The 17,620-nt window shown below is 62.8% G+C and carries 16 protein-coding genes and 1 pseudogene; 10 read left to right on the forward strand and 7 right to left on the reverse strand.

The genetic code is table 11. From position 1 onward, the window contains the following. Positions 1-47 precede the first annotated feature (47 nt). From GC088_RS07765 to GC088_RS07805, 9 genes are all read left to right on the forward strand, one after another. The gene (locus GC088_RS07765; RefSeq protein ID WP_323958450.1) at positions 48-989 is read left to right on the forward strand and encodes an FKBP-type peptidyl-prolyl cis-trans isomerase; all 942 of its coding nucleotides are present in this window, start codon (positions 48-50) and stop codon (positions 987-989) included. Positions 990-998: 9 nt separating this feature from the next. Further along, positions 999-1,394 carry an FKBP-type peptidyl-prolyl cis-trans isomerase gene (locus GC088_RS07770; protein WP_323958451.1) on the forward strand — a complete coding sequence of 132 codons (396 nt, stop codon included), beginning with the start codon at positions 999-1,001 and terminating at the stop codon, positions 1,392-1,394. Positions 1,395-1,505: 111 nt separating this feature from the next. Further along, entirely contained in the window at positions 1,506-3,506 is a 2,001-nt protein-coding gene (locus GC088_RS07775; RefSeq protein ID WP_323958452.1) for a helix-turn-helix transcriptional regulator, read from the forward strand. Positions 3,507-3,515: 9 nt separating this feature from the next. Next, on the forward strand, positions 3,516-3,848 hold the full coding sequence (locus GC088_RS07780; protein ID WP_323958453.1) for a hypothetical protein: 333 nt from the start codon (positions 3,516-3,518) through the stop codon (positions 3,846-3,848). A gap of 39 nt (positions 3,849-3,887) precedes the next feature. Then, positions 3,888-4,163, forward strand: coding sequence for a Sec-independent protein translocase subunit TatA (gene tatA, locus GC088_RS07785; protein ID WP_323958454.1), 276 nt, complete (start codon positions 3,888-3,890; stop codon positions 4,161-4,163). 8 nt (positions 4,164-4,171) lie between these two features. After that, positions 4,172-4,999 carry a twin-arginine translocase subunit TatC gene (tatC, locus tag GC088_RS07790; RefSeq protein WP_323958455.1) on the forward strand — a complete coding sequence of 276 codons (828 nt, stop codon included), beginning with the start codon at positions 4,172-4,174 and terminating at the stop codon, positions 4,997-4,999. Between the two features lie 58 nt (positions 5,000-5,057). Continuing rightward, complete coding sequence (locus tag GC088_RS07795; RefSeq protein ID WP_323958456.1) at positions 5,058-7,874, forward strand: DEAD/DEAH box helicase; 2,817 nt, start codon at positions 5,058-5,060, stop codon at positions 7,872-7,874. Between the two features lie 28 nt (positions 7,875-7,902). Beyond that, positions 7,903-9,531 carry an amidohydrolase gene (locus GC088_RS07800; RefSeq protein WP_323958457.1) on the forward strand — a complete coding sequence of 543 codons (1,629 nt, stop codon included), beginning with the start codon at positions 7,903-7,905 and terminating at the stop codon, positions 9,529-9,531. A gap of 515 nt (positions 9,532-10,046) precedes the next feature. Then, a complete protein-coding gene (locus GC088_RS07805; protein WP_323958458.1) occupies positions 10,047-10,796 on the forward strand; it encodes a polyprenol monophosphomannose synthase in 750 nt (249 codons plus the stop codon). Positions 10,797-10,882: 86 nt separating this feature from the next. Here the strand turns inward: GC088_RS07805 and GC088_RS07810 are convergent, their stop codons facing one another. The 4 genes from GC088_RS07810 to GC088_RS07825 form a co-directional block, all read right to left on the reverse strand. Further along, positions 10,883-11,230 carry an RNA polymerase-binding protein RbpA gene (locus tag GC088_RS07810; protein ID WP_026543576.1) on the reverse strand — a complete coding sequence of 116 codons (348 nt, stop codon included), beginning with the start codon at positions 11,228-11,230 and terminating at the stop codon, positions 10,883-10,885. Between the two features lie 190 nt (positions 11,231-11,420). Further along, positions 11,421-12,374 carry an SPFH domain-containing protein gene (locus GC088_RS07815; RefSeq protein WP_323958459.1) on the reverse strand — a complete coding sequence of 318 codons (954 nt, stop codon included), beginning with the start codon at positions 12,372-12,374 and terminating at the stop codon, positions 11,421-11,423. A gap of 35 nt (positions 12,375-12,409) precedes the next feature. Then, a complete protein-coding gene (locus GC088_RS07820; protein WP_323958460.1) occupies positions 12,410-12,889 on the reverse strand; it encodes an NfeD family protein in 480 nt (159 codons plus the stop codon). A gap of 100 nt (positions 12,890-12,989) precedes the next feature. After that, positions 12,990-13,853, reverse strand: a complete 864-nt coding sequence (locus GC088_RS07825; protein WP_323958461.1) for a putative RNA methyltransferase — start codon at positions 13,851-13,853, stop codon at positions 12,990-12,992. A 65-nt stretch (positions 13,854-13,918) separates the two neighbouring features. Between GC088_RS07825 and GC088_RS07830 the strand changes: the two genes are divergently transcribed. Continuing rightward, entirely contained in the window at positions 13,919-15,934 is a 2,016-nt protein-coding gene (locus GC088_RS07830; protein WP_323958462.1) for a S9 family peptidase, read from the forward strand. Between the two features lie 6 nt (positions 15,935-15,940). Here the strand turns inward: GC088_RS07830 and GC088_RS15470 are convergent. The 3 genes and pseudogenes from GC088_RS15470 to GC088_RS07850 all read right to left on the reverse strand — a co-directional run bounded on the left by GC088_RS15470 (position 15,941) and on the right by GC088_RS07850 (position 17,581). Further along, positions 15,941-16,569 (reverse strand): annotated as a pseudogene (locus tag GC088_RS15470) (peptide deformylase). A 183-nt stretch (positions 16,570-16,752) separates the two neighbouring features. Then, positions 16,753-17,172, reverse strand: coding sequence for a VOC family protein (locus GC088_RS07845; protein ID WP_323958463.1), 420 nt, complete (start codon positions 17,170-17,172; stop codon positions 16,753-16,755). Positions 17,173-17,305: 133 nt separating this feature from the next. After that, positions 17,306-17,581, reverse strand: a complete 276-nt coding sequence (locus GC088_RS07850; RefSeq protein ID WP_323958464.1) for a DUF2277 domain-containing protein — start codon at positions 17,579-17,581, stop codon at positions 17,306-17,308. Positions 17,582-17,620: the final 39 nt, after the last annotated feature.

Raw genomic sequence — 17,620 nt, forward strand, 5'->3', positions numbered from 1 at the left:
GGCAGGATCGCGAAACCGCGTTCTCCATCCCACTCGAAAGAAATACCGTGCGAAAAGTATTAGCATTCCTGCTGCCCCTTTTGCTGTTCGTGACAGCGTGCGGCGGCGCCAGCACTCCCGCTGATTTCGGCAACGACGGCGGCAGGACCGCCGGAGCCGCCGAAAGCCTCGAATCTGTCGAGGTTGAAGACGCCGGACCCGATACCGCTCCGGAGGTCACCTTTGACACTCCGCTCGACATCACCGAACAGGGCGCGCGCTCCGTTACGGAAGGTGATGGAGCAGTCGTGGAAGCCGGCCAGAACGTTGACCTGCACGTAGTTTCCCTGAACACCGAGGACGGCTCGTCGATCCAGGACTCATACCAGTCGGGCGCACCGCAGATGCTGGCCATGGACGAGCAGCTCAAGGAAATCTACCCGCCGCTTTACGAGGTGCTGGTGGGCGCGAAGGTCGGCTCGCAGATCGCGTTCGCAATTCCCGCCGACGCGGCGCAGCCCCAGAGCCAGGACGTGCTCCTCGTCCTGCAGGTCATCAGCGCCGAGAACCCGCCGAAGAAGCTCTCTTCGGAGGAAGTTGCGGGGCTGGAGGAAGCAGGACAGCTGCCGACCGTCACCGTGGACGGAGAAGGGGTTCCGTCGATTGAGTTCCCCGAGAATGAGGCTCCCGCTGACCTGGTGGTAAAGGTCATTGAAGAGGGCTCCGGTGAGGAAGTCACCGAGGCAGACACCATTGCTGCCAACTACACCGGATGGAGCTGGCAGGGCGACAAGTTCGACTCCAGCTTTGACCGGGGAGAGCCTTCGGAGTTCCCGCTCAGTGGCGTGATTCCCGGATGGACGCAGGGACTCTCTGGGCTGAAGGTCGGCTCCAAGGTCCTGCTGGTCATCCCGTCCGTCATGGCCTATGGTGACGCACCGGCAGGAGGCCAGCCCGGAGGGCCGCTGGCGTTCTATGTCGAGATCGTTGAAAAAGTACCCGCACAGTAAGGAACACCCATGTCATTTGGACAGCGTGATTACGACCGCACAAAGCCGGAAGTGGATTTCCCCGGCGACGATCTTCCTCAGGATCTCGTGATCAAGGACCTCATCGAGGGTACGGGCAGGGAAGCCCAGCCTGGCGACACCGTCTCCGCGCACTACGTCGGTGTGGCTTTCTCCACGGGTGAGGAATTCGACTCCTCCTGGAACCGGGGTACGCCGCTCGACTTCCGAATCGGAGTGGGACAGGTCATTCAGGGCTGGGACCAGGGAATCCCCGGCATGAAGGTCGGTGGCCGTCGCCGCCTGGAGATTCCGCCGCATCTGGCATACGGAGACCGGGGCGCCGGTTCTGCAATCGCGCCCGGCGAGTCCCTGATCTTCGTGGTGGACCTGATGGGCGTCCGCTAGTCCGGCAGCTTCTGAAACCGGATCCGTCGACGAGCGAGGGGCGGGCAACACCAAGCGGTGTTGCCCGCCCCTCGTCATGTGTCGAAGAGGGAAAAGGGTATCCTTTCCACCGTGTCAGCGAAACGAACCGAGCGTCTGCTCACTCTGGTGATGCTGCTCCTGTCCAGCCGGAGGGGCTGGACCAAGGAGGAGCTGTTTCGCGAGATCGAACTGTACGCGGAGGCACCCACTCCCGCGGCGAGGGAGAAGCTGTTCGACCGGGACAAGGCGACCCTCCGGGAACAGGGGATTCCCGTGGAGTCCTTCAGCGAGGATCCGTTGTTCGAACAGGACAATACATCCATCCGCTACCGGATCAACGCCGAGGATTACCGCCTGCCGGGCATGAGCTTCACGGCGGCGGAGTCAGCCGCACTTACGGTTGCCGCAGGCATGTGGGCCGAAGCCGCACTCGGATCCTCTGCCGCCCGGGCCCTCCGGAAGCTTGAGGGCCTCGGAGTGGGCGCTGGGACAGGCCCCACAAGTCCGATCGACGTGCGCATTCACACCAATGAACCGTTCTGGGATGCGCTGTGGGAGGCAACGGCGAAACGGCGGACGGTTCGATTCGGCTACCGGGCGGCAAGTACCGGGGATGAACGGCAGCGCACGGTTCAGCCTTGGGGCCTCGGGACCCGTTTCGGCCACTGGTACCTCGTAGGTTACGACGTCGACCGCCGCGCCGAGCGTTGGTTCCGGCTCAGCCGCATGACTTCAGCTCCGCTGACGGTCGAGGGCACCTACAGCGTGCCTGCCGATTTCTTGATGTCGGCTTCCCTTGCCTCCTTGCCCGCTGTACATGGAAGCAGCCGCGCAACTGTGGAGGTGCGCAAGGGAACCTGTCAGCTGCTGCGAACCCGTCCCGGGGCAGTCGTAGGGGTGCGCAGCGATGAGTGGGACGTCGTGGACTATGGGTTCACCGACGAGGCCACCGCCGCCGCCGAGATTGCCTCGCTCGGCGCCAACGCCGTCGTTATATCGCCCCCGTCGCTTGCGTTTGAGGTTGTACGCAGGCTGGAAGGTGCCGTTGCGGGGCTGGAGGCCGCGCCGCCGTCGTTCACTCTGCCTGAAAAGCCGGAGCCGCAGACGGCTGGAGCCACGGGCCGAAGAGAAAGCAGCTCCGCTGAAAACCGGTTGCTGCGGCTGCTCGACCTGGTGCCGTACCTGCTCAACCATCCCGGGGTAGAGGTGGCCGCCGCCGCGCGGGACTTCGGTATCTCGCCTGCGCAGCTCATCAAGGACGTGGAGCTCCTGTTCGTAAGCGGTCCGCGATTCTATCCGGACGGGTTGATCGACATTCAGTTGGAGGAGGGACGCATCCAGCTCAGTGATCCACAGGCATTGGGGGAGCCCATCCGATTCGGGCTCGATGAGGTGTGCGCGCTACTGGTTGGATTGGATACCCTGGCCAACCTGCCGGGGCTGCCCGACGATTCCGCGGTCCGGTCTGCCCGCGAGAAACTTCGCGCTGCGGCCGGCAGCACCTCCAGGCTGAACGACTCGTTGGCCGCCGTGCTTACCGAAGATGAGCTGACTCCGGTCCTGTCCACGCTACGGACAGCTATCGAGCAGCGTAGGCAGGTGCACCTTCGGTACGTCGTTCCCGCGCGCGACGAGATGACTGAGCGTTTCGTTGAGCCGCTGCGTGCCTTCCTCCACGAAGACGCCTGGTACCTCGACGCCTGGTGCCATCGGGCAGGCGGACGAAGGAATTTCCGCCTGGATCGGATCCGGGCAATCGAACTCACGGATGCGCCGGCAGTCATGGATGAAAGCTCTCTCAACCCGGCTCCGGACGTATTCGACCGCTCCGTTGCTTCCGAGTCCGTCATCCTGGTCCTGGCCTCAAGCGCTCGATGGATTGCGCAGTCCTACACGGCCGAGCGCTCCGCTGTTACGGACGACGGGCGCCTGGCTGCCGAGATCAAGGTCACAACAACGTCGTGGATTCCCGGTCTCATTGCGGGACAGGGCGGCGAATGCACGGTTGCCGCGCCTTCCCTTCTGAGGGAAAAGGCCCTCACTTTTGCGCGGGCGGCGCTTGAGAATTACGCACCGGTTCGCGGCACCTAGACTGTCCCTATGGAATGGTGGACTTGGATACTGCTGTGGCTTGCCCTCGTTGCGCTGTCCCTTCTCTTCCTGGGGTTCCTCGCCTGGCGGCTCTTCAAGGGGTTCACTGCCCTGATGGACGAACTGGGCCGGGCAGGCGAGCTGCTGACGCCGTCGAATCCTGTCAACGAGGAAAGCGACCCGGTGCAACAACTGCCCGCGGCATTCCGCGACCCGGCGGAAGTGCGGGCGCACATCGCGGTTGCCGCCCGGGAACGCAGGTGGCGGCGACTGGAACGCAGAGTGCGACGCCGGTCACTGCGCGGCCAGCCGCAGCTGCTGCGTGACATGCCGCACCTATGACCTAGACTTAACACGAACGCACCGAGAGGACTTTTCGTCATGCAGATTCAGGGTTGGCACATTCTCATCATCATCGTCATTGCGATCCTGCTGTTTGGTGCGCCCAAGCTTCCGGGTCTCGCACGCAGCGTGGGGCAGTCGCTGCGCATCTTCAAGTCGGAAGTCCGGCAGATGAAGGAAGAGAACGGCCCTAACGACGCCGACGCTTCCTCACCGGTAGAAGGCCGCGTCGTCGATTCCCCGCGCCAGGACACCCACCGGAACACCGGTTCCACCCGCTCCTCGGAGCCGGGTAGCACGTCTTCCACCACCTGAGCAGTAGTATGCCGCGGGTGAAAGGGCGCAAGGCAAACCCTGAAGGGCGGATGGCGCTCAAGGAACATCTCATTGAGGCGCGCAACCGGCTGTTCAAGTCCGCAATCGCGGTTGTCGTTGGTACCGTAATCGGGTTCTTCATCTACAACCCGGTGCTTACGGCACTGTCGGAACCAGTCCGCCAGATCAATCAGGTGGACGGACGGAACGCTGCGCTGAATTTCGACGGCGTCGGATCACCCTTTGACCTGATGATCCAGATCTCGGTCTTCCTCGGTTTGGTGATCGCCAGTCCGGTCTGGCTGTATCAACTCTGGGCGTTCATAACTCCCGGCCTGAAGACGAAGGAGCGCAGGGTTGCCCTCGCTTTCATCGCTGTAGCCGTGCCGTTGTTCCTGGCCGGTCTGTATCTGGCTTGGCTCATCCTGCCCAGCGCCGTGCGGGTGCTGACTGACTTCACACCGGAAGGCTTCGCCAACTTCATCACCGTTCCGGTGTACATCACCTTCATGCTGCGGCTGATGCTTGCGTTCGGTATTGCGTTTCTGCTGCCAGTTGTGCTGTTCGGCCTCAACATGGTGGGCATCATCAAGGGCAAGCAGGTGCTGAAGGCCTGGCGGATCACCGTCTTCCTAATCTGCCTGTTCGCGGCTATGGCTGCGCCGGGCGGAGATGCCATGAGCATGTTTTACCTCGCGGTCCCGCTGCTGCTGCTGTTCTTCGTCGCGATCGGTTTGTGCATGCTCAATGACAAGCGCCGCGAGAAGCGTAACGCCGAACGCGACGCCTACATCGAGGCCAACGCGGACACGGCGTCCAAAATAGACGATCTCTGAACGCCCTCTGAACCCAACGGGTGCGTTCATGCAGGTCAGGAGAGTCTAGGCTTGGACCATGACCTCCCCAGCCGAGCGGTATCAGGCAGCGCAGGCACGCAACCGGTACGCGAAAACCCGGCTCCACCAGTTTGAGCAGACCCTCGACTTCGAGCTGGATGAGTTCCAGCGGGATGCATGCACCTCGCTGGAAGCCGGCAGGGGAGTGCTGGTTGCCGCGCCGACCGGAGCAGGCAAGACAGTAGTCGGGGAGTTCGCCGTGTTCATGGCGCTCACCAATCATTTGAAGGCCTTCTACACCACCCCGATCAAGGCGCTCAGCAACCAGAAATACGCCGAACTCGCGGCGCTGCACGGCGCCGACCAGGTGGGGCTGCTCACCGGTGACACAAGCATCAATTCAGAAGCCCCCGTCGTCGTCATGACAACGGAAGTGCTCCGCAACATGCTGTACGCCGACTCCGACACTCTCGCCGGTCTCGGCTACGTAGTGATGGATGAGGTCCACTATCTCGCGGACCGTTTCCGGGGTGCAGTGTGGGAAGAAGTGATCATCCACCTGCCCACCGAGGTCAAGGTGGTCTCCCTCAGCGCCACGGTATCCAATGCCGAGGAGTTTGGAGCCTGGCTCCACACCGTTCGCGGTGACACCGACGTGGTCGTTTCTGAACACCGACCCGTTCCACTGTGGCAACACGTGATGGTGGGCTCGGACCTGCTGGACCTCTTCGCTGGAGAGGTTGCCTTCGATGAGGCGGCTCCGGAGGGCTCCAGCGGAGCGGAGGAAAAGTTTGCGGTGAACCCCGAACTGCTCGACCTGGCAACCAGCGAAACGCGCCTGAACCAGCGGGCCCGATGGGGCGCGGGAGCCAAGCGGGGCCGCGGTGCCCCGAACCGGTACCAGCGGCCGGCGCCAACTGCGATCCGACGTGCCAGCCGTCCCCAGGTGATAACCGCCCTCGACCGGGAGGGCCTGCTGCCCGCGATCACCTTCATCTTCTCCCGCAACGGATGCGAGGCCGCGGTGGGGCAATGCCTGGAGGCCGGCCTCTGGCTAACCACGGAGTACGAGCGGGGCATCATCAGCGACCGAATCGAGGAAGCCACTCTCGATATCCCGGAGGAAGACCTCGAAGTCCTCGGATACTGGTCCTGGCGGGAGGGCCTTATCCGCGGCTTCGCAGCGCATCATGCCGGCATGCTTCCCACCTTCAAAGAGGTGGTGGAGAAGTTGTTCGAAGAGGGCCTGGTCAAGGCCGTTTTCGCTACTGAGACCCTGGCACTCGGCGTCAATATGCCGGCGCGGTCCGTCGTGCTGGAAAAGCTGGACAAGTTCAACGGTGAAGCACACGTGAACATCACCGCGGGGGAGTACACGCAGCTCACCGGACGCGCGGGGCGACGTGGAATCGACGTCGAAGGCCACGCGGTGGTTCTGTGGCAGCCGGGAACCGATCCCGGCGCTGTGGCGGGACTTGCATCACGCCGCACCTACCCCCTCAATTCCAGCTTCCGGCCGACCTATAACATGAGCATCAATCTCGTGTCCCAGTTCGGTCAGTACCGGACGCGTGAGATCCTCGAGACCTCGTTCGCGCAATTCCAGGCGGACCGCTCCGTTGTCGGCCTCGCTCGCCAAGTGCGTACGCGGGAAGAATCGCTCAAGGGTTACGCCGAGGCGATGACCTGCCACCTCGGGGACTTTTCGGAATACTCGGCGTTGCGGCGTGAGTTGTCGGATCTGGAGGCAGCTGCGTCCAAGGCGGGCGCGCGGAATCGCCGCAGCGCGGCAGCCTCCTCCCTGGAGGCACTCCGCCCAGGGGACGTCGTCGATATCCCTGCCGGCCGGATCGCGGGATACGCGGTAGTTCTAACCAATGAGGCGGCGCGGGAGCCCAGGCCCACAGTGCTCACCATGGAAAAGCACGTGCGCCGGGTATCAGTTCAGGACCTCGACGGTCCCCTTGAGGTACTTTCGCGGATCAGGATTCCGAAGCAGTTCGACGCCCGAAAGCCGAAGGACCGTCGGGACCTTGCTGCCTCGCTCCGAAACTCCTTGAACGAGAGGCGTCCCCCTACAACGCACTCCACCCCCGAGTTCCGCATAGTCGGCACCGACCGCCAGGAGAAGGCTATAGCCGACCTTCGCCGGCGGTTGCGAGCACATCCCTGCCATGGCTGCAGCGATCGCGAGCAGCACGCCCGGTGGGCCGAGCGCTGGTGGAAGCTGCGCAGGGAGACGGACCGCCTCGCGCAGCAGATCCAGGGACGCACCAACACGATCGCCAAGACGTTCGACCGGGTATCGGAAGTACTTGTGACCTACGGCTACCTGCAGGAACATGAGCAGCAGGGCCTCGCCATCACACCTGCCGGGCAGAAGCTCCGCCGCATCTACGGGGAGAAGGATCTCCTGATCGCCCTGTCGCTGGAGCATGGCGCCTTCAACGACCTCGACGCCGCAGAACTGGCTGCCCTGGCTTCGGCACTGGTGTACCAAGCTAAGCGGGAGGAGCGGGGCCTGCGCCCGCGCATGCCGAGCGTGTCGCTGGAGTCCGCCGTCGACGTCGTAATCCGGCAGTGGTCCAAGCTCACCGACCTTGAGGAACAGCACCGCCTGTCCGTCACGAGCGAACCGGACTTCGGGCTCGTCTGGCCGGTCTATAAGTGGGCGCGGGGGAAGGGCCTCCAGAGCGCGCTGCAGGGAACCGACCTCGCGGCCGGCGACTTCGTCCGCTGGGCGAAGCAGATCATCGACCTGGTGGATCAGCTCGCCAAGGTACCTGACCTGCCGCCCGGTTTCCGCAAGCTGTGCATCAACTCCATCGACCTGGTACGCCGCGGCGTCGTTGCATACTCCGCCGTCTCCGAATAATCCCGCTCCAACCCCGAAAGTTGTATACGTGTCGCCAAACGAGTCCAAGCCTGTCCTCTACCGCAACGGCTCCGTCTACAGTGCAGCGGACCCCTTCGCCACCGCAATGCTCGTAACCGGTGACACGGTTGCGTGGGTGGGATCAGAGCACGCTGCCGAGGCGCTTGCTGACAGCAGCATGGACGTCGCCGACCTGCAGGGGGCCCTGATCACTCCCGGCTTCGTGGACTCACACGTGCACACGACTGAGACCGGACTCGCGCTTACCTCCCTCGACCTCAATGGAGTGAACAGCATGGGTGAGCTGCTGGACATGGTCGCCCGGGCGGCGAAGGAGGACGCCGGCACCATCATGGGAAACGGTTGGGACGAGTCCAGGTGGCCGGAGCGCCGGGCGCCCACTGCCGATGAGCTGGAGAATGCCTCGGGCGGTGGCCGAGACGTCTATCTGGTCCGCGCAGATGTGCACTCAGCGGTGGTTTCCGCCTCACTTGGGCAGCGACTGGATCTGCACACCCTCGACGGCTGGGATGAGGGCTTTGTGGTTCGGGAAGCACATCTCGCGGCACGGACGGCAGTGCGAACCCTCGAAGCGGGAGCCCGGGAGCACCTGCAGCGGACAGCACTCACGCATGCCGCTTCACAGGGCATTGTGGCAGTTGTGGAGATGGCGGCTCCTCATATCGCCCCCCGTGAGGACCTCCTCTCGCTTACCGCCCTTTCAGGCCCGCTACCCGAAGTGTTGGCGTACTGGGGCCAGGCAGCGAGTTCCGAGGAGGAGATGCGTTCGCTGCTGGCAGGCTTCGAAGGGCGGGTGCTGGGCCTTGGGGGAGACCTGAACGTGGACGGTTCCATTGGTTCGCATACCGCCAGGATGCGCGTGCCCTATGCAGATAAACCCTCCTGCGGAACCGCTTTCATGCATGCCGACGACGTCGCCGCCCACCTTGGCGCGGCAACCGCGCTGGGCACTCAGGCCGGGTTCCACGTTATCGGTGATGCAGGCCTGGACACCGTAATCGCCGGCCTCGAAAAGGCTGCCACCAGTCACGGGATCGACAGGGTGCGTGCGGCCCGGCATCGGCTGGAACACGTGGAGCTGGCTGACGACGCAGCTATCTCCGCACTGGCCGGCTTCGGCATCACGGTTAGCGCTCAGCCTGGATTCGACGCGTTGTGGGGTGCGCCGGGTGGGCTCTACGAGCAGCGGCTGGGAGAATCCCGCTATCGTCCCATGAACCGGGTCGGTAGCCTGCTAAGCCAGGGCGTCCCGGTCTGTCTCGGCTCGGACTCTCCGGTGACTCGAATGTCGCCCTGGCAGTCGGTGCGCGCATGCCTCACCCACGCAAGTCCGGAGGAAAGAATCTCTGCGCGTGCAGCCTTCCTTGCGCACACCCGTGCCGGCTGGCGCGCGGCCGGAGTAGGGCACCCGATGCTGGGACAACTTGTGCCGGGTGCTCCGGCCTCATTCGCGGTTTGGGAAGTGGCCGAGTTGATGATTCAGACACCGGATACCCGGGTCCAGTCGTGGAGCACGGACCCTCGGGCGGGAACGCCCCTGCTGCCCGCCCTGGATGGCGGAGAGGAGCCGCGATGCCTGGAAACCGTTCACCTCGGGGAGCGGCTCTACGCCAGCGGTGACCTGCCGGGACGGTAGGAACGGGACTGGTTAACGACGGATGAACTCTGATGTAGGACAGGCGGACTCTGACCTGCGGGAACATCCATAACCGCAGGTCAGGGCGCTGTTGACACGTCCTCCACACCACGTAAGCTGTTAGATCTACGGGTCGGAATCCGACAACGGACAGACCTGGCCAAGCCACGCAGACTACGCCAAGGGGGACCAGACGTGCTGGTAACTCTTCCTCGCGGCGGTGGAAGGCTTGGTACTCAAAACGGGTAGGTTTGCACGCCAGTAGAAAACAGCGCCGATCGGTGATCACTGCTGGCCCGAAGGCGTGCAAGCCTACCCGTAATCTGCGCTCCCTTCCTCGTTACCGAACGCTGTCCGCTAACGCGTGTCCCTGCCGCAGGATTCTGCCTTCGCGCGCGACCGCGCCGCGGATAGGCAAGCGTAAAAGTCCTCGCGCCGGTCTGCCTATACTGGGAATTCCGTCCTGATCGCGAGCTGCTGCGCCATGCGCACCCTCACTGTCGAAAGGTTCCTGCGTGCGCGTTGTCACGATCATTCCTACTTACAACGAGCGTGAATCGCTGCCGCTGACCCTAGGCAGGCTCAGGGCAGCCGTCCCGAGTTCGGACGTCCTGGTGGTGGATGACAACAGCCCCGACGGTACAGGCGTTCTAGCGGACGAGATTGCAGGGACGGATGAGAGTGTGCACGTGCTCCACCGTAAAGGCAAGGAGGGCCTTGGCGCGGCGTACAAGGCCGGTTTCCGCTGGGCCCTGGAACGCGGATACGACGTTCTGGTGGAGATGGATGCGGACGGGTCACATCAGCCGGAGCAGCTGCCCGCAATGCTCGATGCAGTTTCGGCGGCGCACCTTGTCATCGGATCCCGGTGGGTGCCGGGCGGATCCGTGGTGAACTGGCCGTTCCACCGCAAGCTACTTTCACGCGCAGGCAGCTTCTACTCCCGAATGATGCTTGGCCTGGGAGTCCGTGACATCACAGCCGGTTACCGCGCATTCCGGCGGGAAACCCTGGAACGCATCGATCTCGACAGCGTTGACTCGGTGGGTTACGGCTTCCAGGTGGATATGACCTTCCGCGTAGCCCAGGAGGGCCTGAAGATCGTGGAGGTACCCATCACTTTCGTCGAACGTGAATACGGTGACTCGAAGATGAGCGGAAATATCGTTCTCGAAGCCATCGCCAATGTCACCCGCTGGGGCATGGCTGCGCGATGGGCCACGCTGGTCGGAAGATGGCGCAAGCCGAACCACGCATCTTCCTGAACACCCTGCTGGCCAGCAGTTAACGCAGGGAGCCCGGGTACTGCAACCAGTACCCGGGCTCCCTGTCTCAAGACATGCGGTCTTGCCTAGGCGGAGCGACGCTCACCGCGACGCTCGCGGAGGATGTTCAGCCGATCCTCAAGAATCTGTTCCAGTTCTTCCATGGAACGACGCTCGAGGAGCATGTCCCAGTGGGTGCGTACGGGCTTGTCACCCGAAGTGTCCGGACGCTCGCCGTCAACGAGGAGTGCTTCCTTGCCGGTCTTCGATACCCATACAGGTGGGATCTCCGCCTCTGCCGCGAACGTCACAAACACACGCTCACCGTCTTCACAGCGGTACTCAATACGTTGCCGGGGTGCCGGCTCGACGCCGGATTCGGTCTCCATGCTCTGGGCGCCAAGGCGCATGCCCCGGAGGCTACGGTCGCTCATCTTCTCTCCCTAATTACGCATGGCATCCTGGACTCCCAGATGCCTTGATGCACACGGCCGGTGCGCACCCCACGGCGACGTCCATGCCGTGCTACCTAGGTATAACGCGGAATCAACGCCGTGTGTTCCCAAGGCGTGAGGTACTACGGCAAACACCCAACTATAGTCGATATGCCGTCTGGTCGCCCAATCAGGGTTGTGAGTTCTCCCCGGACCGGGGTGTTGGAGCTGTTGCCCGCGCAAGGGGATTATCGCCGTCGGCCGTTCCCAGCACATTACCAATGCCCTTGAGTGCCTCGCCCACCTCGCTAGGGATTATCCAAAGCTTGTTGGAATTGCCCTCTGCCAGCTTCGGAAGGGTTTGCAGGTATTGGTAGGCGAGCAGTTTCTGGCTCGGGTTTCCCTTATGGATTGCATCGAAGACCTTCTGGATGGCCTGCGCCTCACCATCGGCACGGAGGATTGCGGCCTTCGCGTCGCCCTCGGCTGCCAGGATTGCTGCCTGCCGCTGGCCCTCCGCGGTCAGAATCTGCGACTGCTTGGTACCCTCCGCCGTGAGGATTGCGGCGCGTCGGTCCCGTTCAGCCCTCATCTGCTTCTCCATCGAATCCTGTATGGACAGCGGTGGATCGATGGCCTTGAGCTCTACACGGGACACGCGGATTCCCCACCTTCCGGTGGCGTCGTCGAGCACGCCGCGCAGCTGTCCGTTGATCTGGTCGCGCGAAGTCAGGGCTTCCTCAAGGTTCAGACCACCCACGACGTTTCGCAGCGTAGTAGTGGTGAGCTGCTCCACAGCCTGGATGTAGTTGGCAATCTCGTAGGTGGCAGCACGGGCGTCCGTCACCTGGAAGTACACCACCGTGTCGATGGAGACCACCAGGTTGTCCTCGGTGATAACCGGTTGCGGCGGGAAGGAAACAACCTGCTCACGTAGGTCCATCAAGGGCAGCAACCGGTCGACGAAGGGGATAAGGATGGTGAGGCCGGGCTGCAGGGTGCGCTGGTACTTGCCGAGCCGCTCCACCACACCTGCCCGCGCCTGTGGAATGATCCGCACGGATTTCACCAGGACGATCAGGACGAAAACGATCAGAACAACCAGAACGATTGTCAGCCCGATTGTCCCTGAGTCTGTGAACATGGTTCCCCCTTCAAGTGGCGGCTGTAACTTGGCAATCAGGAAGCGTTCTTTGGTCCTGACTCCGACGGCTGGACACGGGCGACGACGGCGGTGGCTCCCTCGATCTTCGAGACCGTCACCCTCTCACCTGCCGGAAGCGCTGAGCCGTCGATCGTGCGGGCCGTCCAGGTGTCCCCGCCGATCTTAACCGTCCCGGCCAGCCCGGTGACGGGTTCCAGGGTCAGCGCCGATTCGCCGACGAGGCGATCGATGTTGCTTCTCTGGTCAGCTGGTCCCCGCTTCAGATGCCGGAGTGCGACCGGCCTGACAAGCAGAACCATCATCAGTGAGACAACGCAGAATGCGATGACCTGAATAAAGAAGGCGGCGCCGGCGAGCGCTGCAACCAATCCGGCAAGGGCGCCCATTGAGAGCATGATGAAGAAAAGGTCGAGGGTGAGGGTTTCGACTGCGGCCAATCCGAGCATGACAGCCAGCCATAGGACCCAGGTGTTCTGTACGAGCCAATCGAACATGTGCTCTCCCTCAAGCGGGCGGGCGGCAAGGGCTTGCCGAAGTAGTTGCCTCTTACCATCATGCCAAAGCCGACGCCGCAAATATAGCTCTTTGGGAATATCAGGTCCGTCTGCGAAAGCCCTGCACCGTGAAGGCGGCAGTAACGGTCGTCTCGGCCGGTCCGTCAACGGTTTCGGGCCGAAGCCCGTGGTGTCCCGCCGGCCCCATCGCCGCAACGTTGGTGATGTCCAGCGCTGAAAGCAGCATTGTGTATTCAACTTGAGTAGACGCGACCTCGGTGAAGTTTTCCGCCAGACTCTGGGCGACGTCGCGGCTTTTGTCGGGCGGGATGCCAAGCAGACCCGCCGATTCAGCAACCTGCTCAAGATGGTTCGGCAGGGGAGTGACCACTACTACAAGGCCGCCCGGCGCAACCGTCCGCGCAAATTCGTCAGGATTTCGCGGGGCAAAAATATTCAGCAGCACATCCACGCTGGCATCCGCCAGGGGCAGGGGCCGCCATACATCCCAGACAAGGCAGACGGTTCCTGCCAACTCCCGGGCGGCACGCCGCAATGCGAACTTAGAGATGTCGATGGCAACGGCGCCAGGGGAAGACGTATGTTCCATTACCGATTTGAGGTAGTAGCCTGTGCCGGCTCCTGCGTCCAGGATGCGGGGGTGTGAAGCGGCATGGTCCTCCACTGCGGCACAAACCGCATCGGCTAGGGGCCGGTAGTGTCCGCGCCCCAGGAAATCGATGCGCGCCTGCACCATGGCAGCGGTGTCCGCTTCGAACACGGTTCCGCGCCCGGTCAACAGGTTGAAGTATCCCTGCCTGGCGGCGTCGAACCGATGCCCCTGCTCACAGCGCAGAAGCCGGGGGGCGCCGTCGTCAGTTGAGTCCGGCCGCGCTGCCCGCTCAAGGGTGAGATCCCCGGTGCAGACTGGGCAGACAATGGCGGGTCCTGAGAATGGCGGCACGTGACCATCGTAGGCGGGGTGCTCCCGCTTTGAGCGGGAGCACCCCGGGCGCATAGGCTCGGCATGTGAAACCAGACACACTCAATCTCCTCAATTCAGTGAGCACACCCTCGCTCCATCCGGATGGTCAGCGCTGCATCGTTTCCGTCACCCGACCGGATTTCGACGCCGACGCGTACGTAGGCCAGTTGTGGGAAGTACCGCTCGACGACGGACCACCAAGACGCCTGACCCGGGGCTTCCGTGACACTGCCCCTCAATTCGCTCCGGACGGTCGAAGCGCCGCCTTCCTGCGCGCCGAACAGGGAGGCAAGCCCCAACTGTTCATTATGGACAGCAGGGGAGGAGAACCCCGGCAGATCACCGACCAACCCCTCGGCGTCTCGGAGTTCGCCTGGTCGCCGGACTCCCGGCGCCTAGCCTTCTGCGCACGCGTACCGGAGGAGGGCCGCTACGGAACCGTGGACGGCATTTCTCCGGGACAAGAAGACCCCCGCCTCGTCCGCGGTTTCAAATACCAGATGAACGGCGTGGGCTACATTCGCGACAAGCGAATTCAACTGTTCCTCCTTGAGGTTCCACCGCTCGACGAGGAGCCGTTCGTCAAGCCGGTAGGCCGGGCCCAGAAATCCTTGGGTGAGGAGGGACCCTCACCCTTCCCTGAGGCAAGCCAGTTGACCGAAGACGACGCGGACCACACCTCGCCGTCGTTCTCCGCGGACGGCGCACGTCTGCTGTTCACCGCCGCACTGGAAGCTGATTCCGAGACAACACTTCGCAGCGACATCTACTCCGTATCGCTCGACGGAGTCGACCGTCAGCGCCTCAGCAACTTCTCCAATGAGATTGTCAGCTGCAGTAAGGCTGTCGAGAGCGCTGACGGCCAGTGGCTGTTCTACCTGGGCAGCGACCTGTCACCCTCCGGCCTCGACTTCGTTGCGCGCAACACCGCACTCTATGCTGCGCCCGTGGGCCGCCCTGAAGAGGTGCGTGTCCTGACCGACCCCGAGACCACGGACCTGGGGGAGATCGGTGACATTGTCCCGGCGGATGGGGACAGCGTCGTCGTTTTCAACCGTAGCCGGGGCGCGGGGGAGATCCTCCACATCGCTTCCAGCGGAAGCGCAAGCGTTCTTGCCGGTGGGAAGTACATCGTGACCGGCGCTGCCTGCGCAGGCAGAACGCTCGTAGTGGCGTTCACCGATCCGCAAACTCCGGGCGACGTAGCCCGCGTCGAGGGTGGCGAGCTTGCCACGCTGACCGATTTCTCCGCAAACCTGCGAACCAACATGATTATTGCGGACATGCGGGAGGAAGTATTCGAGGCTCCGGACGGATATCCGGTCCACGGATGGGTCCTGGTTCCCGAAGGTGACGGACCCCATCCCGTTCTTCTGAACATTCACGGTGGGCCGTACGCCCAGTACGGATGGGGCTACTTCGACGAGGCGCAGGTCTACGTTGAGGCTGGATATGCGGTAGTGATGTGCAACCCTCGCGGGGCCGCCGGCTACGGGCAAGAGCACGGCCGCGTTATCAAGGAAGCCATGGGAACCGTGGACATGCATGATGTCCTCGCCTTCCTGGAGGGCGCCGTCGCCGCCTATCCTCAGCTCGACGGCCAGCGTCTGGGGGTGATGGGCGGGTCCTACGGAGGGTATCTCACTGCATGGTTGATTGCGCACGACCACCGTTTCCAGGGAGCAATCGTGGAGAGGGGATTCCTGGATCCCGAATCCTTCATCGGGTCCTCGGATATCGGCTGGTTCTTCTCGGAGGCGTATACCGGTGCAGAGCCCGAAAAGATGCGCGCACAGAGCCCGTACGCGCACGTGGACAAGGTCCGTACGCCGACCTTCGTCATCCACTCGGAACAGGACCTGCGATGCCCGCTCGAGCAGGCCCAGCGCTACTACACGGCGCTGAAGCGTCACGGCATCGAGGCGGAAATGCTTATCTTTCCGGGGGAGACCCATGAGCTGTCACGAACGGGCACGCCATGGCACCGGCGCCAACGCTTTGAGCACATCCTGCGGTGGTGGGCCGAGAAGCTTCCCAGCAAGAAGAATCAGCCGGCCTGAGAACCCTTAGAAACCCAGGGAACGCTGGGCCAGCTCTATTCCGGGCTGAGCCCAGCGCTCGCTGTAGGCTGTGCTGCTGACAAGCGAACGCGTATTTGCCTTGTCAATGTAGATGGTTCCGTTGAGATGGTCGGTCTCGTGCTGGGCAATCCGCGCGGCCCAGCCCTGAGGTGCCGCGTGACATGAACTCCGTCAGGCGTAAGGTAGTCCAGCTGGACTTCGCGGTGGCGCTCGACAACGGCCTGCCAGCCGTTGAAAGACAGGCAGCCCTCGAAGAAGCTTGCCTTGTCCGGGGATGTGGGCGTGTAGCTGGGGTTGATAACAGCGAAGTACGGCAGCGGACTCCGCTCGCGGGCCAGGACAATCTCGTCGGGCTGCGGGATTACATCCTCGATCACTGCGATACGCAGCGGAATGCCGAGCTGCGGAGCCGCCAGACCCACGCCGGGAGCGTCATGCATGGCTTTGCGCATTGCTGCCAGCAGTTCGATAAGTTTCACGTTATTGAGTTGCCCGTCAAACTCGGCAGCCGGCGTACGCAGCACCGGATCGCCGAGCTGGACGATCTGCGGATGCTCCTGCTCCAGAACTCGCTGGACGGCTAACCGAATTTCATGCCGTGTGTATGAACTCACTGGCTCATCGTAGTCAGCTCAGCATGGCTCGTAGTGAGCCAACCATGTGCCGCTCCCGCTAGCCATATAAAGAGCCGATAATCTACATTATGTCAACTAACAGCGAGAAAGCCGGATCAAATTTGGCCGTGCTGTCCCCTGCGCGCAGGAGAACAGCACGGCCACGACGCCTACAGTGGAACGCTATTGCTGAGGCGTTCCAGCGATGTTGATGAGCCATGCGACACCAAACTTGTCGGTGCACATGCCGAAACGGTCACCCCAGGGCGCGACCTCGAGTGGAACGGTCACGGAGCCTTCACCCGCCAGCCGGTCCCAGTATCCGCGCAGCTCCTTCTCATCCTCACCACTCAGCGAGATCGAGAAAGTGTTGCCCGGGTTGTACTCCATACTGTTCGGCGTATCGGCCGCCATCAGGACCATGCCGTTGTCGGTGGTGAGCATCCCGTGCATGATCTTGTCCAATTCGGCTTCGTCTTCACTGGCCTGGAAGTCACGGAAGGTGCTCAGCGTGAGGTCACCGCCGAAAACCGATTGGTAATAGGTCATTGCCTCCTTGGCGGTGTCGCGGAAACCAAGGTAGGGATTTAGGCGGGTGCTCATGTCTGTCTCCTCGGAAGGGTGTGCGTTCCTGGGCTGGGCGCCTGGGACGCCCAGATGCACGGGTCCCAGAGCTGCCTCACGGACAATACTGCCCCAGGTTGATGCAGCTTCACAGAGAGGGTTCGACGAATTTCTAGGCGATTGACGCGAAGCGGCGCGCCGAACGTTCCTTAGCCTTCACGGCCTCTTCCTCGCGGTCCTTCGGGGGCGCAGTCGTGACGAGGGAGGCCAGCAGACGTTCAGTCGCGACGCCGATTTCCTTCACTGCCCGATCGAAAGCCTCCTGGTTTGCCTTGGAAGGCTTGGTGGCCCCACTGATCTTCCGGACATACTGCAACGCTGCGGCATGCACCTCATCACTCGTGGCTGCCGGCTCGAAATTATGAAGGGTCCTGATGTTCCTGCACATATCTTCAAGGTTAGGTCGGTGAATGGCGCCACGGAACGC

The organism is Arthrobacter sp. JZ12, from assembly GCF_035189165.1.
Lineage (GTDB): Bacteria > Actinomycetota > Actinomycetes > Actinomycetales > Micrococcaceae > Arthrobacter_D.